The sequence below is a fragment of the Pararoseomonas sp. SCSIO 73927 genome, assembly GCF_037040815.1.
In the GTDB taxonomy this organism is placed as follows: Bacteria; Pseudomonadota; Alphaproteobacteria; order Acetobacterales; family Acetobacteraceae; genus Roseomonas.
Window position 1 is genome coordinate 3,160,028 of the sequence record NZ_CP146232.1, and the last position, 20,037, is coordinate 3,180,064.

Sequence of the window (20,037 nt, forward strand, 5' to 3'; positions counted from 1 at the left end):
GGAGGCTCACGCTTCCGGCCGGGGGAGATCCTGCGGCGGCCGGCCCTCATCCGCCCAGCCCAGCACCATCAGCAGCGTGCGCTGGAGGGGAACCATCTGATTGTCGTCCGAGATGGCGGCGACGAGGTCCCGGCCGTTGTGGCGGAACGCGGCGATCCCCTCCCAGTTGTCGCTCGGCAGGGGCGGCTCGAGCCGGGCCACCTCCACCCCCTCCAGCACCGCCGGCGCGGCCGGGGGAGGGGGCAGGCGTGCAATGCCGGCGCTGAAGCCCTCGCTCCAGTTGAAGTGCCGTTCCAGCACCAGCGCGCCGCCGTCCGGCAGGGGGCAGAGGTCGCTCGGGCTGTGCCAGGCGCGCGGGCGATAGATGAAGCGGTGCCAGCGCCCGGGGCCGCCGATCCAGGCCAGGCGGGCGGCGGGATCCTCCGGCGGGGAAAGGGTCTCGGCGATGACGAGCCAGCGCCCGTCCGTCAGAACGCCCATCGCCTCCAGCGAGCCGTTGGCGGCGGACATCTCGATTCCCGGCGGGTTCGCCACCGGCACCGCGGCCGAATCGAGGTCGCGGTAGCGCCAGATCCGGTGCTCCCGCTCGTAGCCGACGAGCCAGCTACCGTCAGGCAGGCGGGCGAGGCTCTCGGCGTCGCCGGCGATGTCGCGGGGCAGGGCGCGGCCGGCCGTGTCGCGCAGCGGGCCGGATCGCGGTGCCTCCAGCGCTAGCGGCGTGCCGTCCGCGGCGAGTACCAGCCGGGCCTGGGCCCAGCGGCCGCGGTCGGAGATTGTCGTGAGGGTCAGGTCCGGGCCGATATGCAGGCCGGAGAGCCCGTCCGCGCCGAGCTGGCCCGTCTCGACCCGCAGCACGCCCAGCGGGCGCAGCGGCCGGTCCGGATGCCCTGAGTCCGGGCGCCCTGGCGGCAGGGGGACGGGGTAGGCCAGCAGCCCCGGCCGCCCCGCGCAGGCGGCGGCCCCCGTCAGCGCGGCAAGGGCCGCGCGACGGCCGAACTGCCTTCGCTTCAGCCCCCTGCGCCCTGATGCAGCGAGGGGGCCGGGGATCACACCATCACCGGCGCCCGCTCGGACGCGGCGCGCTGCCAGGCGGTGGCGGCGTCCTCGTCGAACAGCTCCGCCAGCTTCTTCATCATGGTGCCGCCCAGCTCCTCGGCGTCCACGATCGTCACGGCGCGGCGGTAGTAGCGCGTCACGTCGTGGCCGATGCCGATGGCGATCAGCTCCACGATGTCCCGGCCCTCGATGTCGTGGATCACCTTGCGCAGGTGCCGCTCCAGGTAGTTCCCGGGGTTCACGGAGAGGGTGCTGTCATCCACCGGCGCGCCGTCCGAAATTACCATCAGGATGCGGCGCTTCTCCGGGCGGGCCAGGATGCGCCTGTAGGCCCAGTCCAGCGCCTCGCCGTCGATGTTCTCCTTCAGCAGCCCCTCGCGCAGCATCAGGCCGAGGTTCTTGCGCGCCCGGCGCCAGGGGGCGTCGGCGGCCTTGTAGACCACGTGGCGCAAGTCGTTCAGGCGGCCGGGGTTGCGGGGCTTGCCGTCCTGTACCCAGCGCTCGCGGCTCTGGCCGCCCTTCCAGGCGCGGGTGGTGAAGCCGAGGATCTCCACCTTCACCGCGCAGCGCTCCAGCGTGCGGGCGAGGATGTCGCAGCACATGGCCGCCACGGTGATCGGCCGGCCGCGCATGGAGCCGGAATTGTCGATCAGCAGCGTCACCACCGTGTCGCGGAAATCCGCCTCGCGCTCGCGCTTGTAGGTCAGGGAGTGGGTGGGGGAGGCGACGATGCGGGCGAGGCGGGCCACGTCCAGCATCCCCTCCTCCAGGTCGAACTCCCAGGCGCGCTGCTGCTGCGCGAGGAGCCGGCGCTGCAGGCGGTTGGCGAGCTTGGAGACGACGCCCTGCAGGTGGGAGAGCTGCTGGTCGAGCTGCTGGCGCAGCCGGGCGAGCTCCTCCGGATCGCAGAGGTCGTCCGCCGAGACCTCCTCGTCGAACTGGCGGATGTAGGCGCGGTAAGCGGAGGCGTCGTCGGTGACGGGCACCTCCTTCCGCTGCTGCGGGCCGCCCGGGCGGTCCTCGCCCTCGGCGGCGGCGCCGTCGTCCTCTTCCTCCTCGCCGGCCTCCTCCTCTCCGGCCTGGCCCTCGGTCTGCTCGGGCTGGGCGCCCATCAGGCTCTCGGATTCCTGGGGCTTGCTCTCGCCCTCGCCGGACTGGTCCTGGGCGCCGGAGGTCTCGCTGCCCTCGTCCTCCTGGTCCTGGGACTCCTCGCTCTCGGCCTCCGCCTCGGCCTCGGCGAGGTCGAGCGCGGCCAGCAGCTTGCGGGCGGCGCGGCCGAAGGCCTCCTGGTTCTCCGCGGCGGTGGCCATCTCGGCCAGGGCGTCGTCGGCGCGCGGGCCCAGCGTGTCGCGCCACAGGTCGGCCACGCGGCGCGCGGCCTCCGGCACGGGCTCGCCGGTCATCTTCTCCCGCGCCAGCAGGGACAGCGCCGCCGTCAGCGGCAGCTGGTCCTTGCGGGTCATGCGGTCGTAGCCCTCGGCCTCCGCCTGCTCGGCGTGGCGGGCGCGGAGGTTGGCGGCGACGCCGGCCATCTGGCGGCCGCCGATCGCCTCCACGCGCGCCTGCTCCAACGCGTCGAAGACCTCCTTCGCCTCGCGGCGGCCGGGGGTGCGGGCGGCGTGGGTGGCCTCGTCGTGATGGCGCAGCTTCAGGGCCACGGAATCGGCGGCGCCGCGCAGCTTCGCCATCTCGGTGGGCGGCAGGGCGCGGGTGGGTAGGGGCAGGCGGGCGCGCTTGCCGGCAAGGCCGGAGGGGCCGGGCTGGAAAGCGACCTGCACCTCGGAGGAGCGGGCCATGGCGCGGATGGCGCCGGCGGTGGCCCGCTTGAACTCCTCCTGCCGAGTGGTGTCCTTGTTGCTGCCGCTCATGCCATGCCTCCCTTCCGCAGGGCGGCCTGCCGGGCCGGGCGCGCCGCGATGGCCGCGAGATAGCGGGCGATGTTGGGGCCGGGCTGGAGCATGCCGAAAGTGTTCATGAAGGCGAGCAGCCCGCCCACCGTGATGTCCGCCGCCGAGAAGCGCGGGCCAAGCAGCCAGTCGCGGCCGCCGAGGGCGGCCTCGATCCGGTCCTGCACAGCCGGGAAGGGCGGCCAGCCGATGGCCACCGGCTCGGCCTCCTTCGCGCGCGGCCAGGCAAGGTCGGCCATCGCGGGCTCCGCCACGCCGGGGCCGTAGGTCATCCAGAACTGGTAGGCGGCCCGGTCCCTTGTGCCGGGGGCGGGGGCAAGGCCGGCCTCGGGCAGGGCGTCGGCGACATAGGCCACGATGGCCGCGGCCTCGCAGATCACGGTACCGGTCCAGTCGCCTCCGGGGCCGCGATCCTCCAGCACTGGCAGCTTGCCGGCGGGGTTCAGGGCCAGGAAGTCCGGGCTTTTCTGCGTGCCGCCCGTGATGTCCAGCTCGTGCAGGTCGTAGCCGGCGCCCGCCTCCTCCAGCAGCCACAGGCTGCCGACGGCGCGGGTGCGGGGGGCGAAGTGGAGGAGGAAGCGGGACATGCAGGACCTCGGCCCGTGATCGCGTTAGCCGCCATCCCGCTCCGGCGCCCGCTGGGCGCGCTGGCTGGGTGGCGTGCCGGGAAGCTCAGCGGAAGCCGGGCGCGGTGCCCGGCCTCCATGCCGCCCCTAGCGCTTCACGTAGAGACCCGTCGGGATCTCCTCGTTGAAGCAGCGCTGGTAGTACTCGGCCACGGTGGACCGCTCCGCCTCGTCGCACTTGTTGAGGAAGGAGAGGCGGAAGGCGAAGCCCACGTCGCCGAAGATCTTCGCGTTCTCCGCCCAGGTGATGACGGTGCGCGGGGACATGACGGTGGAGATGTCGCCGGCGATGAAGCCCGCGCGGGTCAGGTCGGCCAGGGCCACCATCGCCTCGATCTGCTTGCGGCCCTTCGAGTCGTTCTCCGCCACGCCCATCTTGGCGGCGACGATGGAGGTCTCCTGCGCGTGGGGCAGGTAGTTCAGGGTCGCCACGATGTTCCAGCGGTCCATCTGGCCCTGATTGATCTGCTGGGTGCCGTGGTACAGGCCGGTGGTGTCGCCCAGGCCCACCGTGTTGGCGGTGGCAAACAGGCGGAAGCCCGGGTGCGGGCGGATCACGCGGTTCTGGTCCAGCAGGGTCAGTTTGCCCTCGACCTCCAGCACGCGCTGGATCACGAACATCACGTCCGGCCGGCCGGCATCGTACTCGTCGAACACCATGGCGCAGGGGTGCTGCAGGGCCCAGGGAAGGATGCCTTCCTTGAACTCCGTGATCTGCTTGCCGTCCTTCAGCACGATCGCGTCCTTGCCGACGAGATCGATGCGGGAGATGTGGCTGTCCAGGTTCACGCGCAGGCAGGGCCAGTTCAGGCGGGCCGCCACCTGCTCGATATGGGTGGACTTGCCGGTGCCGTGATAGCCCTGGACCATCACGCGGCGGTTGAAGGCGAAGCCCGCGAGGATGGCCAGCGTGGTGTCGCGATCGAACTTGTAGGTGGTGTCGATCTCCGGCACGTGCTCCGTGCGCGCCGAGTAGCCGGGCACGACCATGTCGCTCTCGATCCCGAAGACCTCGCGCACGGACACCTTCGTGTCGGGCATGTCGATCGTGGCCGTGGAACGGCTCTCGGAGATGCTGGCGACGTTGTTCATGGACGGGTCCGGTTCGCTGGGAAGGTGATGGGCGGCGGGCCTTTCGGTCTCAGGCCGCCTGGCTCGGCTGGGGTGCAAGCGTCGCGAGGCGCTTGCGGATGAGGCTGTAGGCGCGGTTGATGTCCTTCAGCCGCTCCTCGGAGGATCGGTCGCCGCCATTCGCGTCCGGGTGGTAGCGCTTGGCGAGATCCTTGTAGCGGGCGCGGAGCCCGTCCTCGTCGATCGGCCAGCCGAGGCCGAGGACGTCGAGGGCGGCGCGCAACTCCGGCGGCGCTTCCTTTGCGGTCTTCTTCGGCGTCGGCTTGGTGTCGGCGAAGAGGCCGAGCGGGTCGCGCAAGCCCTCAGGCCCGATATGGGCCTGCCCTCCCAGCCTGCCCAGGGGCCAGGTGGGGCGCTGCCAGCCGGAATCGTCGCGCAGGTTCCGCTCGATCTCCTCCGGGCTCATACCGCGGTAGAAGTCCCAGGCCTGGTTGTAGGCGCGCACGTGCTCAAGGCAGAAATGGTAGTAGTCGCGCAGGCGGGAGCGGTCGCGCGGCGCCCGGAACTCGCCGGGGGCCTCGCAGCCGGGGGCCTCGCAGCTCCGGGCGGAGCTGCCGGGGGGGATGGTGGATCGGAGTGGTGCGCTGCCGCGTCGGGCCATGATGTGGACCTTATGGGCGCGGATGACCGCTCCGGCAAGGCACGAAACGTCCCTTCCCATATGCCCTTAACCCATGGAAAACCCCTTGAATGAGCACCCCCGCATGAGCAGCCGCGCCGAGCGCCTCCGCGCCACCCTCCTCCACGCCTTTCCCGGCGCGGAGGTGGCCGTGCAGGACGACAGCCACCGCCACGCCGGCCATTCCGGCGCCCGCCCGGAGGGGGAGACGCACTACTCCGTGCGCGTCGTCGCGCCGGGCTTCGCGGGCATGACGCGGCTCGCGCGGTCCCGCGCCGTGCACGCCGCGCTGGCGGAGGAGTTCGGCGGCGGGATGCACGCCCTGGCGCTGGAGCTGCGGGCGCCCGGCGAGGCGTAAGGCCGCCGAGGCTGGGGGAGGCGCCACCCTGTCGGAGACGCTGTTCGAGGACGCGGAACTGGTCCTGCGCGCCCTTCCCGGCGACCCGGCGCGGCCGGCGGTCGTCACCTTCGGCGACGCCCAGGAACGGCCTGGGCCGGAGGGCTTCTGGGGGTCTGAGGCGGTGGCGCGGATGGGCTGGCCGGGCTTCGGCTTCGTCGCGCGGCGGCCGAACTGGTTCCCCGCCGCCTCCGTGGAGGCGGCCGCGGGGGCGCTGCGCGGCCGCCTCGGCCCGGTCGCGATCGGCTACGGCTTCAGCATGGGCGGCTACGCCGCGCTGCGCTACGGCCGGCGGCTCGGCCTCAGCCACGCGCTCGCCCTCTCGCCGCAGGCCTCCATCGCGCCGGGGGACGTGCCGGAGGACCTGCGGCACCGGGAGTTCTACCGCCGCGCCCTGCACCGTGACATGCGGGTGCGGCCGGGCGATGCGCCGCCGGTGAGCTGGGCGGTGTACGATCCGATGCACGGGGACGACGCGGCCAACATGGCGCTGATGGCGCAGCCCGGCCTGCGTCCGGTCCCGATCCGCGGGATCTATCACGGGACCATCCGCCTTCTCGCCGGGGGGGCGGCGCTGGAGGCCGCGCTGCGGGCGCTGCTGGCGGAGGACCTGCCGGCCTTCCGCCGGCTTCTGCGGGCCCGGCGCCGGGCCCTGCCCGTAGCCCGCGGCGTGCTCGGGGCCGCGCGGCTGGGGCAGGGCCGCGTGTCGGAGGGCGGGGCGCTGCTGGACGCGGCGCGGCGGAACGGGATGACGGCGGCGGAGGAGGTGGATGCGCTGGGCCAGGCCGCCGCCGAGTGGCAGGCCCGTGGCACCGCCCATGGCCTCGCCCCCAGCGCCGGTGCCGCGCTGCGGGCGCGGCTGCTGCCCCTGCAGGACCTGCCCACCGGGCGCTCCTACCACATCCGCGGCAACGCCCTTCTCGCCCTCGGCGCGCCGGAGGAGGCGTTGGAGAGCTTCCGCCGCGCGGAGGCGGAAGGGCTCGGCGCCATGGCCCGGCGTGGCCAGCGGCGGGCGGGGCGGGCCCTGTGGCTCCGCCGGGGCGCGGCCCTCGGCCGGCCATTTCTCGCGCTGCTCCGGGCCGCCATGCGGCGCCGCCCGAACCTCCCGACGCGGCCCGGAGGCTAGTTCAGCCCGGCGCGAAGCGCCGTGCCAGGATCGGGCTGTCCGGCGCGTAGGCGAGGCAGGTGCCGATCATCCGCTTGCGCGAGGCCTCCAGCGCCTCCGGGTTCTCCGCTTCCTTGCGGCGGCGGACGGGGTAGATGGTCTGGAAGGCCACCGTCGCCATCTGGGCCAGCATCTCCCGCAGGTGGGTGCAGCCGGCGCTGCCGCCCACCCGCTCTTTCACCGCGCGGGTGAAGCCGGGGCCGATGCGGATCCCCGCCAGCGCCGCGAAGTTCGGCGCGGCCTGGGGGCAGATGGCGTAGGGGGAGAAGTCGGTCGAGGCCTCGCAGGCGATGATCGTCAGGTCGTCGTCCACGGTCAGGCGCAGCCACATCCCGTGCAGCGGCTCACCGGGCTTGATGGTGCCGCGGTCCAGGCCGGAGAAGGTGTAGCTCTTCGTGTCCTCGAGGTGCCCCTCGATGTCGAAGAGACCGTCCTCGCGCTGGTAGCCGTGCATGGTGATGGCGCGGCGGTGCAGGGGCTTCCGGTCGGCGGGGGCTGAGAGCGGCATGATGCGTCGCAACATAAGCATCAGTGCCGCCCCCGGCCAGCGCCGTTTCAGCCCGCGCCCTCGTCCCGCAGCAGCGCCTCCACCGCCTCGGGCGGGACATCGGCGGTGGTGAAGGCCTCCCCCGCGCCGCGCAGCAGGACGAAGCGCATGGCGCCGTCCCGCACCTTTTTGTCCTTCCGCATGCGCCCGATCAGCGCCTCTGCCGAGAAGCCGCGGGGCAGGTCACGGATGCGGGCGGGCAGGCCCACCGCGGCCAGGTGCTCCATCACCCGCCCCGGCCATTCCTGGGCGCAGTGGCCGAGGCGGGCGGAGAGGGCGGCGGCGAGGCCGAGGCCCACTGCCACCGCCTCCCCGTGCAACAGGGTGCCGTCGTAGCCGCACTCCGCCTCCAGCGCGTGGGCGAAGGTGTGGCCGAGGTTCAGCAGGGCGCGGCCGCCGTCCTTCGCCGTCTCGAACTCGTCCGCCGCCACCACCCCGGCCTTCAGGCGGCAGGATTCCAGCACGGCGTGGCGCAGCGCCTCCGGGTCGCCGGCCATGGCGGCGGGGCCATGGGCCTCGCACCACTCCCAGAGCGGGCCCTGGAGGAGACCGTGCTTCGCCACCTCACCCCATCCCGCCCTCAGTTCCCGCGCGGGCAGGGTGGAGAGGGCGCCGGTATCGGCCAGCACGATGCGGGGCTGGTGGAAGGCGCCGGCGAGGTTCTTGCCTGCGCGCAGGTTCACCCCGGTCTTGCCGCCGACGGAGCTGTCCACCTGGGCCAGCAGCGTGGTGGGGAGCTGCACGAAGGGCAGGCCGCGCAGGGCGACGGCGGCGGCGAAGCCCGCGAGGTCCCCGACCACCCCGCCGCCGAGGGCGATGACGGCCGTGCCGCGATCCGCGCCGGCGGCGAGGATACCCTCCAGCACCTCCTCCAGCACGCCCAGGCGCTTGGAGCCCTCGCCGGGGGGCACCGTCACCTCCGCGCGGATCTCGAAGCCGCCCTCCTCCAGCCCCGCGCGCAGGGTGGCGCCGTGCAGGGCGTGGACGGTAGCGTCCGACACGATCGCGACGCGGCGGGAGGATAGGTAGGGCGAGAGCAGCCCGCCGGCGCGCGCGAGGAGGCCGCTGCCGATCACCACCTCGTAGGCATTCGCGGAGAGGGCCACGGGCAGGCGCGCGGGGCGCTGCCATCCGCCGATGGCGCGCTCCGCCCGGATCGTCGTCACCTCCGGCGTGTCCTCGCCGCAGTCGATGGCGAGATCGGCCTCCGCGTAGGCGGGGTAGCGGGCCGCCATGAGGCCGCGCAGCACCTCCTCCGGGTCCCGCCCGATGAAGAGGGGGCGGTTGCTGCGCCCGGCGATGCGGCGCTTCAGCACGGGGATCTCCGCCCGGATCCAGAGGGTGAGGGCGCCCTCCTCCCGCAGCGCCCGGCGGGTGCGGGGATCGGCGTAGGCGCCGCCGCCGGTGGCCAGCACCACGGGCGGGCCGGCGGCGATGCGGGCGATCACCCGGCGCTCGCCGTCGCGGAAATGGGCCTCGCCGTAGCGGGCGAAGATTTCGGCCACCGTCATGCCGGCGGCGTTCTCGATCTCCGTGTCGGCGTCGAGGAAGGGCAGGCCCAGCCGCGCGGCGAGGCGGCGGCCCACGGCGGATTTCCCGGCCCCGGGCATGCCGACGAGCACGATGCTGCGCCCCGGCGGGGGCGGCGGGGCGGGGAGAGAGGGGGCCTCCGCGACCCCTTCGTGGGCCGGAGGGGAAACGAGGGGATCGGCGAGGTTGCGTGACACGGCGCGCAACGCTAGCACACCCCCGCCGCCGCGTCCTGCCGGGTGGCCCGCCGCCCGATCGCCGCAGCCTGGGGAAGCCGATCACCCGATGTTCCGACGCCCCCTTCTCCTTCTCGTGCTGCTGCTGATCGGCGCGCTGATCGCGGCGCTGCTGGCTGTTGGCGCTTTCCCGCCGGGCGTTTCCCAGCAGCCGGTGGAGCGCGTGCTGCCGAACGAGCGCTTCGGCACGCGCTAGGCCACGGCCGGCGGCATGGACCGGCACGTCGAGGCTTTCCTCGAGATGCTGGCGGCGGAGCGCGGGGCCGCGCGCAACACCCTGGCCGCCTATCAGGCCGACCTGGAGGACGCCGCCGGTTTCGCCTCCCGCAAGGCGGGCGAGGCGCCTGGGGCGATGAGCGCGGAGACGCTGCGGCGCTACGTGACCGGGCTGACGGATGCCGGGCTCTCCCCCCGCACCGCCGCCCGGCGCCTCTCCGCCCTGCGGCAGTTCCACCGCTTCCTGGCGCGGGAGGGCGTGCGGGCGGACGACCCGACGGAGGCGCTGGACAGCCCGCGCAAGCCCGCCCTGCTGCCCCGCCCGCTGCGGGAGGCGGAGGTAGAGGCGCTGATCGCCGCCGCCGGGCGCCTGCCGGAGCGGCGGGCGGCGCTGGCCGTAGCCGTGTGCGAGCTCCTCTACTGCTCCGGCCTGCGCGCGAGCGAGCTGGTGGAACTGCCGGCGGCCGCGATGCGGGCGGACAGCCCGCTGGTGACGGTGCGCGGCAAGGGGGGCAAGGAGCGGCTGGTGCCGATCAGCGCCCGCGCGCGGGAGGCGGCGCTGGCCGCGCGAGAGGGCGCCCCAGAAGGATCGCGCTGGTTGTTTCCATCGCGCGGGGCTTCCGGGCACCTGACGCGTCAGACGCTGAACAACCTGCTGCGGGAGGCGGCGCTGGCGGCGGGGATCGATCCGGAGCGGGTCTCGCCGCACGTGCTGCGCCACTCCTTCGCCTCGCACCTGCTCGGGCGGGGGGCGGATCTGCGCAGCCTGCAGGTGCTGCTGGGGCACGCGGACATCGCGACCACCCAGATCTATACCCATGTGCTGGAGGAGCGGCTGCGCGCGCTGGTGGAGGCGCACCACCCGCTGGCGCGCGGGGCCTGAGGGCCTTACCGGCCGCCCTATCGACCCCCGGCTATCGGGATCAGCGCGCCTGTCAGGTAGGCGGCCTCGCCGGAGAGCAGCCAGAGGATGGCCTCCGCGACCTCCTCCGCCGTGCCCACGCGCCCCATGGGGATCGAGGGGCCCATCGTCGCCAGGCGGTCCCCAAGCCCGGCGGCGGCGTGGATCTCCGTGTCGATCAGTCCGGGCAGGACCGCGTTCACCCGGATGCCCTCTGGCCCCAGTTCCCGCGCCAGGCCGACGGTGAGGCTGTTCACCGCGCCCTTAGCCGCCGCATAGGCCGTCCACTGCCCGCCGCCGCCATTGGTCGCTGCGATGGAGGAGAGGTTCACGATCGCGCCGCCGGCGCCGCCGTGCTTGGTGGACATGCGCCGCACCGCCGCCTGGGTGCAGAGGAAGGTGGCGGTGACGTTCACCTCCAGCACGCGGCGGATGGTCGCCGCGTCGTAACCCTCCGTCCGGGTGGCCGGGCCGGTGATGCCGGCGTTGTTCACCAGTCCCGTCAGCGGCCCGAAGGCCCGGTCCGCCTCGGCGAAGAGGGTGTTCACCTCCGCCTCCCGCGAGACGTCGGCCCGCACCGCGATGGCGCGCCCGCTGCCGTCCAGGATCTCGCGCACCACCGCGCGGGCCCGGTCCTCCCGCTCGGCGAAGTTCACCACGACGGCGTGGCCGCGCCGGGCCGCGAGCCGGGCGGCGGCGGCGCCGATGCCGCGGCCGGACCCGGTGATGACGATCACGCCCACCCTATTCCACCTGCAGCCGGAGTTCCGCGATCAGCGGCCGGACCTGCGCGACCTGCTCCGCGACGGCCTGGCGCAGTTCCGCGGGGGGCGATCCCACGGGTTCCGCCCCCACTTCCGCCAGGCGGCGCCGGATCTCGGGATGGGCGGCCGCCGCGGCGATCTCGGTTTGCAGGCGGGCGATGACGGCCTCCGGCGTGCGGGCGGGGGCGAAGAAGCCGTTCCAGCCGCGCAGCTCCATGTTGGGGAACCCCTGCTCCCGCACCGTGGGCACGTCCGGCAGCGCGGAGGAGCGCTGGGCGGCGAGCGTCGCCATGGGCTTCAGCGCCCCGCCCCGGACATGCGACAGGGCGGTGGAGAGCTGGTCGCCGCCGAACTGGATGCGGCCCGCCACCATCTCCTGCACCAGCGGCGCGGCGCCGCGGAAGGGGACGTGCTCCATGCTGATGGCGGCGTCCCGCTTCAGCACCTCGCCCGCCAGGTTCATGATGCTGCCGGGGCCGGTGGAGCCGTAGAAAAGCCCGGCCGGCTGCGACCTGGCGAAGGCGACGAACTCCTTCAGGTCCTTGGCCGGCACGGACTGCGACGCGACGAGGAGCATCGGCACGTTCACCGCGAGGGAGACGGGGGCGAAGTCGCGCTCAATGTCGTGCGGGGCGCGGTTGGCCAGCTGCAGGGCCGCGGTGGTCGAGGTGAAGGTCAGGTTGTGGAAGAGGAGGGTGTAGCCGTCCGGCGCCGCCTTCGCGACGACGTCCGCGCCGACCGAGCCGCCAGCGCCGCCGCGGTTCTCCACCACCACGGGCTGCCCCAGCCCCTCGCTCATGCGCTGGGCGAAGACGCGGGCGAGCATGTCGGTGGTGCCCCCGGCGGAGAAGGGGACGACGACGCGGATCGGGCGGTCGGGGAAGCCTCCCTGGCCCCGCGCCGCGCGGGGCAGGACGAGGGGTGAGGCCAGGGCCGCGCCGAGCAGGGCGCGCCGGGTCGCTTGCGTCACGGGACGGTCCTCCGGAAATCCGCCGTGTCGTGCCGGCGGTTGGACGGAAGCCTAGGGCCGCCGCGCGGATGGCGGCAAGGACATGTGCCGGCGCCCTCCGGGTGCCCGGCCCTTTTCCCCCGGACCACCCCCTGCTATCCCCCCCGCGCCCTCGGACCGGACCCCTGGATGCGCCATTTCCTCGACTTCGAGAAACCCCTTGCCGAGCTGGAAGGCCAGATCGAGGAGCTGCGGCGCACGACCGATGCCGGCGGCATCGACGTGGCCGACGAGATCGGCAAGCTGCGGGACAAGGCGGAGAAGCTGCTGGCGGCCACCTACGCCAAGCTCACCCCCTGGCAGAAGGCGCAGGTGGCGCGGCATCCGGACCGGCCGAAATGCCTGGCCTATATCGCCGGGCTGATCGAGGACTTCACGCCGCTGGCCGGTGACCGCGCCTTCGCGGACGACCAGGCGATGGTGGGCGGCCTGGGGCGCTTCCGCGGGCGCAACGTGATGGTGCTGGGTATCGAGAAGGGCACGGACACGGAGAGCCGGATCCAGCACAATTTCGGCAGTCCCCGGCCAGAGGGCTACCGCAAGGCCCGCCGCCTGATGGAGCTGGCCGGGCGCTTCAACCTGCCGATCCTGACCTTCGTCGACACCGCCGGCGCCTTCCCCGGCGTGGAGGCGGAGGCGCGCGGCCAGGCGGAGGCCATCGCGCGCTCCATCGAGGCGGGGCTGGAGGCGCCGGTGCCCTTCATCGCCACCATCATCGGGGAGGGCGGCTCGGGCGGGGCCATCGCCATCGCCTCGGCGGACCGGGTGATGATGCTGGAGCACTCCATCTACAGCGTGATCAGCCCCGAGGGCTGCGCCAGCATCCTGTGGCGCGACGCCGCCCAGGCTTCCACGGCGGCCGAGGCCCTGCGTTTGACGGCGGAGGACCTGAAGCGCCTGAACCTCGTGGACAGCGTGGTGCCGGAGCCGATGGGCGGGGCGCAGCGCGACCCGGCGGGGATGGTGGCGGCGGTGGGCGACCGCATCGAGGCGTGCCTAGAGCCGCTGCTCGCGCTCGACGGGGCCACGCTGCGGGCGCGGCGCCGGGAGAAGTTCTTGGAGATGGGCCGCACCGGCCTAGTCTAACGGCGGCCGTCTGGCGCCGGCCCTGTCCGGGCCGGGCCAGTTCAGCCCGGGGCGTTACCAGCCGCGGTGATAGTGCCGCCCGCCGCGGTAGTAACCGCGATCCCGGTAGTAGCCGCGGTGCCGGTAGCTCCGGCGCGAGCTGCTGGCGATCGCGGCGCCCGCGATGGCGCCCACCGCGCCCGCCGCCAAGGCCGTGCCCACGGCGGCGTTCTGCTGTGCCTGGGCCGCCTCGGCGTTCGCGGCGGGGGCCAGCGCCTGGTAGTCTTAGCAGGCCTGCGTGTTGCCCTGCTGGCAGGCGTAGCCGGCGTAGTTGGCCTGCTGCTGGTAGGGGCCGGGCCCCACCGGCGCGCATGCCGCGAGCCCGGCGAGGACGAGGGTGCCGGCGGTGAGCAGGGCGGTGGAGCGGAAGCCCCGGTTCGAATCGCTCATCCGTTCCTCCTGGAGTTGTCGAGGCGCCAACGCTGCCGCAGCGTAAGGGTTCCCGACGGGCTGCGCGACCCGTGCGGGAGGGTTCTGGAAAGGGGCGCGGTGGTGCATGTGGCCGGCTGGGCGGCGCCGGTCGAGTCGGGGGCGGCCGTCGGGGCAGGGCCGGACCTTGCGGCGGCGCCATCGCGCGGCCCGCGCTCAACCGGTGAAGGGGAATGCGAATGTTCGAGGCCGTCGAGACGGGCATCATCCGGTCCAAGGGGCCGATCAGCGGCACGGTGCGGAAGGGCGGCCTCGTCATCACCGCGCAGGTGCCGAAGGACCCGGTGACCGGCACCATCGTGGAGGGCGACATCGCCGTGCAGACCCGGCGCGCGCTGGAGAACCTGCGCATGGCGGTAGAGGCGGCGGGTGGGACGCTGGCGGACGTGATGCTCTGCCAGATCTACCTGACCGAGGCCTCCGACGCCGCGGGGATGAACGCCGTGTACCGGGAGTTCTTCGCCGAGCCCTACCCCTGCCGGGCGACGGTGGTGGTGAAGGAGCTGCTGGCGCCGGGCATGCGGATCGAGCTGATCGCGACGGCACAGCTCGGGTAGGGCCGCCCCCGGGGCCCGGGCGCTAGCCCTGCGCCAGCGCCCGGTCCAGCCCCTCGGCGTAGCGGCTGGCGGCGGCGCGGGCGCGCCCGGCCTCGGGCGGGCTCCAGCCCAGCGCGTCCGCGGCCATGGCGTGGTAGCCGAGCTGGAAGGCGAGGTAGCAGGACGTCAGGAAGCTCAGCAGGGCAGGGTTCACGGACCGCCCGGCCTCCAGGCCCACGGCGGCGGCCAGCGCGTCCCTCTCGGGGCCGGTCAGGCCCATCTCCACGGCACCGCCGGCCACGTCCCAGGCGATGTCCTGGGTCCCGATCAGGTCGTGCGCCGCGGCGTGATCCACGGCGTCGGCCTTCAGCAGCCGCCCGCCAGGGAGGAGGAGCCATTCCCAGGCGTGCAGGCGATTATCCGTCCAGACCGGTCGCGTTGCGGCGTCCAGGGCGGGAAGATGGGGCTTCCAGCGGTCCAGCCGGGCGGCAGCGACCTCGCCCAGGGCCTCGGCCGTGTTCTGGCGCGCCATGGCGAGCAGCGCCTCCGCCCCCGCGCCCGCCTCCGCCGGCATGGTCCGCGCGCGGAAGCCGAGATAGCGGCCGAGATGCGCGAGGAGCGCGCGACGATCCGCCCGGGTGGGGTCGAGGGGGCGGGCCTCCTCCATCCAGCGCTCCGCCAGGAAGCCGTGGAGGAGGCCGGCGGGCTCCGGCGTGAGGCCGGCGTCGTGCAGGTGGCGGGCGCGGGCCAGGACTGCCTCCCCGTGGCGGCCGAGGCCGGCGAACTTCAGCAGCCAGGTGCCGGCGCGCGCGCGAAACAGGAATTTGCGCCGTTCCATGAAGGGGTGGATGGGCGGCCACTCAGCCTCCGAGGAGAAGCGGCGGGCGCGCCAGGCGCCGCCGGAAATCTCCTCCATCGGCGCCTCGGCGGGGCCGAGGAGGGCGGCGGCCCATTCCTCCAGGCGGTGCTCCGGGCGCGGCGTGTGGAGGAGAAGATCCTCGAAGGAGGCGGGGTGGCGCGCCACGCGGTCCCAGCGCGCCCGCGCGGCCTCCCCCGCCTCGGGCCCCGGCGCGCCGGCGTGGCCGGGGAGGAGGTGGATGCGGGAGAGGTCCACGCCGCCGCGCTGGAGGAAGTCCATCGCGGCGCCGAAGCTGCTGCCGGATAGGCCCGGCCCTTCATCTACGACGGCGTATGAGGGGCTCCCACCAGCCAGCAAGGCAGCGGCGAGGCCGCGGTCCAGGGCCAGTTCGCGCCGGAACGGATGCCCGACCGGCCGTACCGTAGCCGGCGCCTCCGCGCCGCGCGCGGCAGCCACGACCGCGGCCAGGGTCGTGCCGATGGAGCGCAGGCCGATCACCCGCGGGGAGGCGGGCAGGGCGGCCGCGGCCAGGCCGTAGGCCTCGGGGTAGAGGGCGTAGTAGGCGAAGCCCTCCGCCCGCCGTGGCTCGACCACCGCCGGCATCGGCTGGGCGAGAAGGGCGGCGATCTCGGCCTCCGGCACCGGGCCGATCCGGGCGAGGCCGGATTGCCAGGACAGCCAGGCGCTGCGTGCCAGCGCCATCAGCAGGGCCATCGCGGCGTCGCCGGTGGGGGAGGGGGCGTCCTGGCCGCGTTCGGCGAAGGCGGCGTCGGCCAGGGCCTGGGCGACCTCCCCCGTTTCAATCAGCGCGCCGACCAGGGCGGCGTGCCGGGAAAGTCCGGGCGGCCGCGCCGGGAGATTCCGCAGGGCGTCCGCCAGGGCCGCCAGCTTCGCGCGCGGGTCCTCGCGCCGGGGCGCGTCGCCGTAGACGATCATGGGACGATCACAGCGCCGGCCTCAGGAGGCGACGCGCTCCTCCGCCCGCCGGGCGATCGCCTCCCGCAGGTGCCCTTCCAACTCGGCCGCGCGATGGGACGCCGTGTGCTCGTCCAGCACGCGGGCGCGGAGGGCGCGGCCCATCGTGCGGCGACGCTCCTCCGGCATGTCCTGCAGCGCGTGCAGCACCTCCTCCGGCCCCTCGGCGAGCAGGATCTCGCTGCCGGGCTGCAGGAGCGTGTCGATGCCGTCCCAGGTGTCGGAGATGATGGGCACCCCGCAGGCGCCGGTCTCGAAGAGGCGGACGCTCGGGCTGTAGCCCGCGCGGATCATGTCTGCGCGCGTCACGTTCAGGGTGAAGCGGCTGCTGGCGTAGAATTCGGGATGGTCGGCGGGCGGGACGTGGTCGATGCGCTCCACATTCGCGGGCCAGTCGATGTCATCGGGGTATTGGGGGCCGGCGACGGCGAAGCGCAGTTCCGGCGCGCGGCGGGCGGGCTCGATCAGCAGCCGCTCCAGCGTGGGCTGCCGGTCCGGGCTGTAGGTGCCGAGATAGCTGAGGTCCCAGCGCGGCGGCAGGTCCATCGGCTGGTACGCGGCCTCGTCCACGGAGCAGTAGAGCTGGCGCGCGGCGGGGGAGCCGTATCCCCGCTCGATCCGCTGCAGGGTCGGGCCGCCGGTGAAGGAGAGATAGACGTCGTAGCCCGGGATGAGGGCGGGGGAGAGGTACTCCTCGTCCCCGCGCTCCAACTTCGCGAGCGTGACGGGCGTGTCGATGTCGTAGAAGGCGGTGGCGCCGCGGGCGGTGGCCTGCACCATGCGCCCGACCGCAACCCCTTCCGGCACGTAGGAGCCGACGATCACCGCATCCGCCCCCGCGATCGCCGGGCGCCAGGATTCCAGCGCGCCGAGATCGGGGTAGAGGGCGAGGCGGCAGAAATCCGGCTCCGGCATGTCGCGGTGCCGCGCGTACCAGGGCACGTCCCGTTCCAGGAACAGGATGTCGTGCCCGCGCGCGGCGAAGGCGCGGAGCAGGGCGCGGAAGGTGGTGGCGTGGCCGTTGCCCCAGGAAGAGGAGAGGCTGAGGCCCAGCACCACCAGGCGCAGCGGGGCGCTCACGCCGCGCTCCGCTTCCGCGCGGCGGTGTCGCGCAGAAGCGCGTCCACCTCGGCGCCGCGGCGGGTGTAGGTGTGTCCCGCCAGGATGCGGGCCCGCGCCGCCTCGCCGATCGCCTTCGCGCGCTCCGGCGTCAGGCTGCGGACGTGCTCGGCGACATCGGCGCCATCGCGCGCGACCAGCACCTCCTCGCCCTCCTTCAGGAAGAGCTCCAGGCCCACCCAGGCATCGGTGATGAGGCAGGCACCGGCGCCGGCGGCCTCGAAGACGCGGGTGGCGGGGGAGTAGCCGACCTGCGCCATGCTGTCCCGCGCCACGTTCAGGACCGAGAGCGAGGAGGTGTTGAAGGCGTTGTGGTCGCGCGTGCCGACATGGCCGATCTGCCGCACGTTCGCCGGCATGGGCTTGTCGTGCCAGCCATTGCCGCCGAGGAGGAACTTGCGGTCCTGTAGGCGCGCGGCGGCGTCGAGGAAAAACTGTTCCACGCGCGCCTCGCGGTCCGGCAGGCGGTTGGCGAGGAAGTTCAGGTCGCCCGCGAAGCGCGGATCGGGCGGAACGGGGTGGTGCGTCTCCGGGTCCAGCGCGTTGTAGATGGGGATGCAGCGCCGGGCGCCGAGGCCCTCATAGGCCGCGATGACGGGCGGGCCGCCGCCATAGGTGAGGACGTAATCGAGCCCGGGCAGTGCGCGGCGCAGGGCATGATCCGGGGCCGGCGTGATCTCGGCGAGCGTCGCGGGCGCGTCCACGTCCCAGAAGATGCGGATGGCGTCTGGGCGCGCGGCCTTCATCACGCCGCCGATCAGCTCGTCGTCGAAGACGCCGACGCCGCTGGCCTTCACCACCACGTCGGCGCGCGCGGCCTCCGCCATCACGGCGCGCAGCGCGTCCTCGGTGGCGTCGTAGACGCGCACCTCCGCCCATTCCGGCGGCTCGATGTCGCGGTTCTTCTGCCGGTCGAAGGCGTCCGGCTCGTAGAAGGTGACATGGTGTCCGCGCGCGGCGAGGTCGCGCAGCATGCCCCGGTAATAGGTTGCCGCCCCGTTCCAGTAGGAGGAGAGGAGGCTCGATCCGTAGAAGGCGATCCTCATGCGGGCACCACCTCGTTCATACTCAGCACCTTTCCGTCCCCGTCCCACAGCGCGATCGCGCTGATGGAGGCGGGGGCGATCTCGAAACGATGGATCTGGTCCAGGCTCAGGCGCAGGAAGTGCGCTAGCACGGCCTTGATGACGTCGGCATGGCTGACCACGGCGATCCGGCCCTCCGGGTTCGCCGCGCGCAGGCGCTCCGCGCCGGCCACGGCGCGGGCCTGCGCCCCGGCCATGGTCTCGCCGCCCGGTGTGGCGGCGGTAGCGCGCTGCGTGTTCCAGCGCGCCCAGTCCGGATCGTCATGCAGGGAGTCGAAGCTGCGGCCGGTCCAGGCACCGAAGTCGATCTCCGTGAAGGTCTCGTCCGTGCGGACATCCAGCCCGAGGCGCGAGGCGACCGGCGCCGCCGTTTCCCGCGCGCGCTCCATCGGGCTGGAATGGACGGCCTCGATGCCGGCGCGCCCCAGATGCCCGGCCAGCGCGGCCGCCTGGGCGCGCCCGGTCTCCCCGAGGGTCACGCCCGGCATCCGGCCGCAGAGGGTGCTGCCAACGCGGTCATGCGCGGCGTGGCGCAGCAGGAGGAGCGTGGCGGCCACGCCCGCCCTAGCTCTCGCCGGCCACGAAGCGCTGCACGCGGGCGCGCGCCTCGCTATCGTCGAACTGCTGCGGCGGGGACTTCATGAAGTAGGAGGAGGGGCCGATCAGCGCGCCGCCGACGCCGCGGTCCAGCCCGATCCGGGCGCAGCGCACGGCGTCGATCACCACGCCGGCGGAGTTGGGCGAATCCCACACCTCCAGCTTCAGCTCGACGTTCAGCGGCATGCCGCCGAAGCCCGTGCCCTCCAGCCGGATCTGCGCCCATTTGCGGTCGGTCAGCCAGGGCACATGGTCGCTGGGGCCGACATGCACGTTCTCGGCGGGCAAGGGCACGTCGAACTGGCTCGTCACGGCCTGGGTCTTGGAGATCTTCTTCGATTCCAGCCGCTCGCGCTCCAGCATGTTCAGGAAGTCGGCGTTGCCGCCGAAGTTCAGCTGGTAGGTGCGGTCCAGCCGCACCCCGCGCTCCTTGAACAGGTTGGCCAGCACGCGGTGGACGATGGTAGCGCCCACCTGGCTCTTGATGTCGTCGCCGATGATGGGAAGGTTCTTCGCCTCGAACCGCTTCTGCCATTCCGGGTTGGAGGCGACGAAGACGGGGATGCAGTTGACGAAGGCGCAGCCGGCCTTCAGCGCCTGCTCCGCGTAGAACTCGGTGGCTTTCTGCGAACCGACGGGCAGGTAGGAGACGAGCACCTCCGCGCCCGCCTCCTCGAGCGCCGCGGCCACGTCGGCCACCGGCTCGTCTGACTCCGCGATCTCGCCGCCGAGGTAGCGGCCGATGCCGTCCAGCGTCGGGCCGCGGCGCACAGTCACGCCTGTGCGCGGAACTTCCGCGAAAATCTGGGTGTTGTTCGGCTTGGCCAGGATGGCGTCGGCCACGTCCCGCCCGACCTTCTTCGCGTTCACGTCGAAGGCGGCCGCGATCTCGATGTCGCGGACGTGGTAGCCGCCGAGCTCGACGTTCATCAGCCCCGGCACGGGCTCGTTCGAGGCGGCATCGCGATAGTAGGAAAGGCCCTGCACGAAGGAGGAGGCGCAGTTGCCTACCCCGACGACAGCGACGCGGACGGGGCGACGGGTCATGGCGCGCGGTGCCCCATGCCGATGGCTGGTCTACGGCGGGTGCATCCAGAGTAACAGACCAAAATCCTAAAACCCCCGCCTTACCTCGGCCTCCCCGGGAGGCGCGCGCTGAGGATCAACTTAGCTGGGCCACGGATCATGGATCAATGCCACCCTCCCTG

Annotated in this window: 22 protein-coding genes; 6 read left to right on the forward strand and 16 right to left on the reverse strand. The window is 73.6% G+C overall.

What is annotated here, in order from left to right; translation table 11 throughout:
• Window positions 1-6 precede the first annotated feature (6 nt).
• The 5 genes from VQH23_RS14710 to VQH23_RS14730 form a co-directional block, all read right to left on the reverse strand.
• Entirely contained in the window at window positions 7-1,050 is a 1,044-nt protein-coding gene (locus tag VQH23_RS14710) for an esterase-like activity of phytase family protein (protein ID WP_338661487.1), read from the reverse strand.
• Window positions 1,047-2,924: a cobaltochelatase subunit CobT gene (gene cobT, locus VQH23_RS14715; protein WP_338661488.1), complete on the reverse strand. Its 1,878-nt coding sequence runs from the start codon at window positions 2,922-2,924 to the stop codon at window positions 1,047-1,049. The genes VQH23_RS14710 and cobT overlap by 4 nt, the downstream gene beginning before the upstream one ends.
• Window positions 2,921-3,550: a glutathione S-transferase family protein gene (locus tag VQH23_RS14720; RefSeq protein WP_338661489.1), complete on the reverse strand. Its 630-nt coding sequence runs from the start codon at window positions 3,548-3,550 to the stop codon at window positions 2,921-2,923. Before VQH23_RS14720 ends, cobT begins: the two co-directional genes overlap by 4 nt.
• 126 nt (window positions 3,551-3,676) lie before the next feature.
• Window positions 3,677-4,681 carry a cobaltochelatase subunit CobS gene (gene cobS / locus VQH23_RS14725; RefSeq protein ID WP_338661490.1) on the reverse strand — a complete coding sequence of 335 codons (1,005 nt, stop codon included), beginning with the start codon at window positions 4,679-4,681 and terminating at the stop codon, window positions 3,677-3,679.
• 49 nt (window positions 4,682-4,730) lie between these two features.
• Window positions 4,731-5,321, reverse strand: a complete 591-nt coding sequence (locus VQH23_RS14730; RefSeq protein WP_338661491.1) for a J domain-containing protein — start codon at window positions 5,319-5,321, stop codon at window positions 4,731-4,733.
• A gap of 103 nt (window positions 5,322-5,424) precedes the next feature.
• On the opposite strand from VQH23_RS14730, the gene VQH23_RS14735 reads away from it, so the two are divergent.
• Both VQH23_RS14735 and VQH23_RS14740 read left to right on the forward strand, forming a co-directional pair.
• Complete coding sequence (locus VQH23_RS14735) at window positions 5,425-5,697, forward strand: BolA family transcriptional regulator (protein WP_338661492.1); 273 nt, start codon at window positions 5,425-5,427, stop codon at window positions 5,695-5,697.
• A gap of 172 nt (window positions 5,698-5,869) precedes the next feature.
• On the forward strand, window positions 5,870-6,862 hold the full coding sequence (locus VQH23_RS14740; protein ID WP_338661493.1) for a hypothetical protein: 993 nt from the start codon (window positions 5,870-5,872) through the stop codon (window positions 6,860-6,862).
• A gap of 1 nt (window position 6,863) precedes the next feature.
• On the opposite strand, the gene VQH23_RS14745 is transcribed toward VQH23_RS14740, so the two are convergent.
• Both VQH23_RS14745 and aroB read right to left on the reverse strand, forming a co-directional pair.
• Complete coding sequence (locus VQH23_RS14745; RefSeq protein WP_338661494.1) at window positions 6,864-7,409, reverse strand: DUF2889 domain-containing protein; 546 nt, start codon at window positions 7,407-7,409, stop codon at window positions 6,864-6,866.
• A gap of 47 nt (window positions 7,410-7,456) precedes the next feature.
• Window positions 7,457-9,175: a 3-dehydroquinate synthase gene (aroB, locus tag VQH23_RS14750; RefSeq protein ID WP_338661495.1), complete on the reverse strand. Its 1,719-nt coding sequence runs from the start codon at window positions 9,173-9,175 to the stop codon at window positions 7,457-7,459.
• An 88-nt stretch (window positions 9,176-9,263) separates the two neighbouring features.
• Here aroB and VQH23_RS14755 point away from each other — a divergent pair, with 88 nt between their 5' ends.
• The gene (locus VQH23_RS14755) at window positions 9,264-9,410 is read left to right on the forward strand and encodes a hypothetical protein (RefSeq protein WP_209369910.1); all 147 of its coding nucleotides are present in this window, start codon (window positions 9,264-9,266) and stop codon (window positions 9,408-9,410) included.
• Window positions 9,411-9,425: 15 nt separating this feature from the next.
• A complete protein-coding gene (locus tag VQH23_RS14760; RefSeq protein ID WP_338661496.1) occupies window positions 9,426-10,313 on the forward strand; it encodes a tyrosine recombinase in 888 nt (295 codons plus the stop codon).
• Between the two features lie 17 nt (window positions 10,314-10,330).
• Here VQH23_RS14760 and VQH23_RS14765 read toward each other — a convergent pair whose 3' ends face one another.
• Together VQH23_RS14765 and VQH23_RS14770 are read right to left on the reverse strand one after the other, a co-directional pair.
• On the reverse strand, window positions 10,331-11,068 hold the full coding sequence (locus VQH23_RS14765; RefSeq protein WP_338661497.1) for an SDR family oxidoreductase: 738 nt from the start codon (window positions 11,066-11,068) through the stop codon (window positions 10,331-10,333).
• Window positions 11,069-11,075: 7 nt separating this feature from the next.
• The gene (locus VQH23_RS14770; RefSeq protein ID WP_338661498.1) at window positions 11,076-12,065 is read right to left on the reverse strand and encodes a tripartite tricarboxylate transporter substrate binding protein; all 990 of its coding nucleotides are present in this window, start codon (window positions 12,063-12,065) and stop codon (window positions 11,076-11,078) included.
• Between the two features lie 168 nt (window positions 12,066-12,233).
• On the opposite strand from VQH23_RS14770, the gene VQH23_RS14775 reads away from it, so the two are divergent.
• The gene (locus VQH23_RS14775) at window positions 12,234-13,190 is read left to right on the forward strand and encodes an acetyl-CoA carboxylase carboxyltransferase subunit alpha (RefSeq protein WP_338661499.1); all 957 of its coding nucleotides are present in this window, start codon (window positions 12,234-12,236) and stop codon (window positions 13,188-13,190) included.
• Between the two features lie 54 nt (window positions 13,191-13,244).
• Here the strand turns inward: VQH23_RS14775 and VQH23_RS14780 are convergent, their stop codons facing one another.
• Window positions 13,245-13,391 carry a hypothetical protein gene (locus VQH23_RS14780; RefSeq protein ID WP_338661500.1) on the reverse strand — a complete coding sequence of 49 codons (147 nt, stop codon included), beginning with the start codon at window positions 13,389-13,391 and terminating at the stop codon, window positions 13,245-13,247.
• 63 nt (window positions 13,392-13,454) lie between these two features.
• A complete protein-coding gene (locus VQH23_RS14785) occupies window positions 13,455-13,619 on the reverse strand; it encodes a hypothetical protein (protein ID WP_338661501.1) in 165 nt (54 codons plus the stop codon).
• Window positions 13,620-13,837: 218 nt separating this feature from the next.
• Here VQH23_RS14785 and VQH23_RS14790 point away from each other — a divergent pair, with 218 nt between their 5' ends.
• Window positions 13,838-14,215 carry a RidA family protein gene (locus VQH23_RS14790; RefSeq protein ID WP_338661502.1) on the forward strand — a complete coding sequence of 126 codons (378 nt, stop codon included), beginning with the start codon at window positions 13,838-13,840 and terminating at the stop codon, window positions 14,213-14,215.
• Window positions 14,216-14,237: 22 nt separating this feature from the next.
• Here VQH23_RS14790 and VQH23_RS14795 read toward each other — a convergent pair whose 3' ends face one another.
• From VQH23_RS14795 to VQH23_RS14815, 5 genes are read right to left on the reverse strand one after another with little or no spacing between them, the layout of a single operon-like run.
• Complete coding sequence (locus tag VQH23_RS14795) at window positions 14,238-15,989, reverse strand: hypothetical protein (protein ID WP_338661503.1); 1,752 nt, start codon at window positions 15,987-15,989, stop codon at window positions 14,238-14,240.
• Window positions 15,990-16,010: 21 nt separating this feature from the next.
• Complete coding sequence (locus VQH23_RS14800; RefSeq protein ID WP_338661504.1) at window positions 16,011-17,108, reverse strand: glycosyltransferase; 1,098 nt, start codon at window positions 17,106-17,108, stop codon at window positions 16,011-16,013.
• The gene (locus tag VQH23_RS14805) at window positions 17,105-18,193 is read right to left on the reverse strand and encodes a glycosyltransferase (protein ID WP_338661505.1); all 1,089 of its coding nucleotides are present in this window, start codon (window positions 18,191-18,193) and stop codon (window positions 17,105-17,107) included. Before VQH23_RS14805 ends, VQH23_RS14800 begins: the two co-directional genes overlap by 4 nt.
• A complete protein-coding gene (locus tag VQH23_RS14810; RefSeq protein ID WP_338661506.1) occupies window positions 18,190-18,789 on the reverse strand; it encodes a histidine phosphatase family protein in 600 nt (199 codons plus the stop codon). The genes VQH23_RS14805 and VQH23_RS14810 overlap by 4 nt, the downstream gene beginning before the upstream one ends.
• A gap of 7 nt (window positions 18,790-18,796) precedes the next feature.
• Window positions 18,797-19,876 carry an inositol-3-phosphate synthase gene (locus tag VQH23_RS14815; RefSeq protein WP_338661507.1) on the reverse strand — a complete coding sequence of 360 codons (1,080 nt, stop codon included), beginning with the start codon at window positions 19,874-19,876 and terminating at the stop codon, window positions 18,797-18,799.
• Window positions 19,877-20,037: the final 161 nt, after the last annotated feature.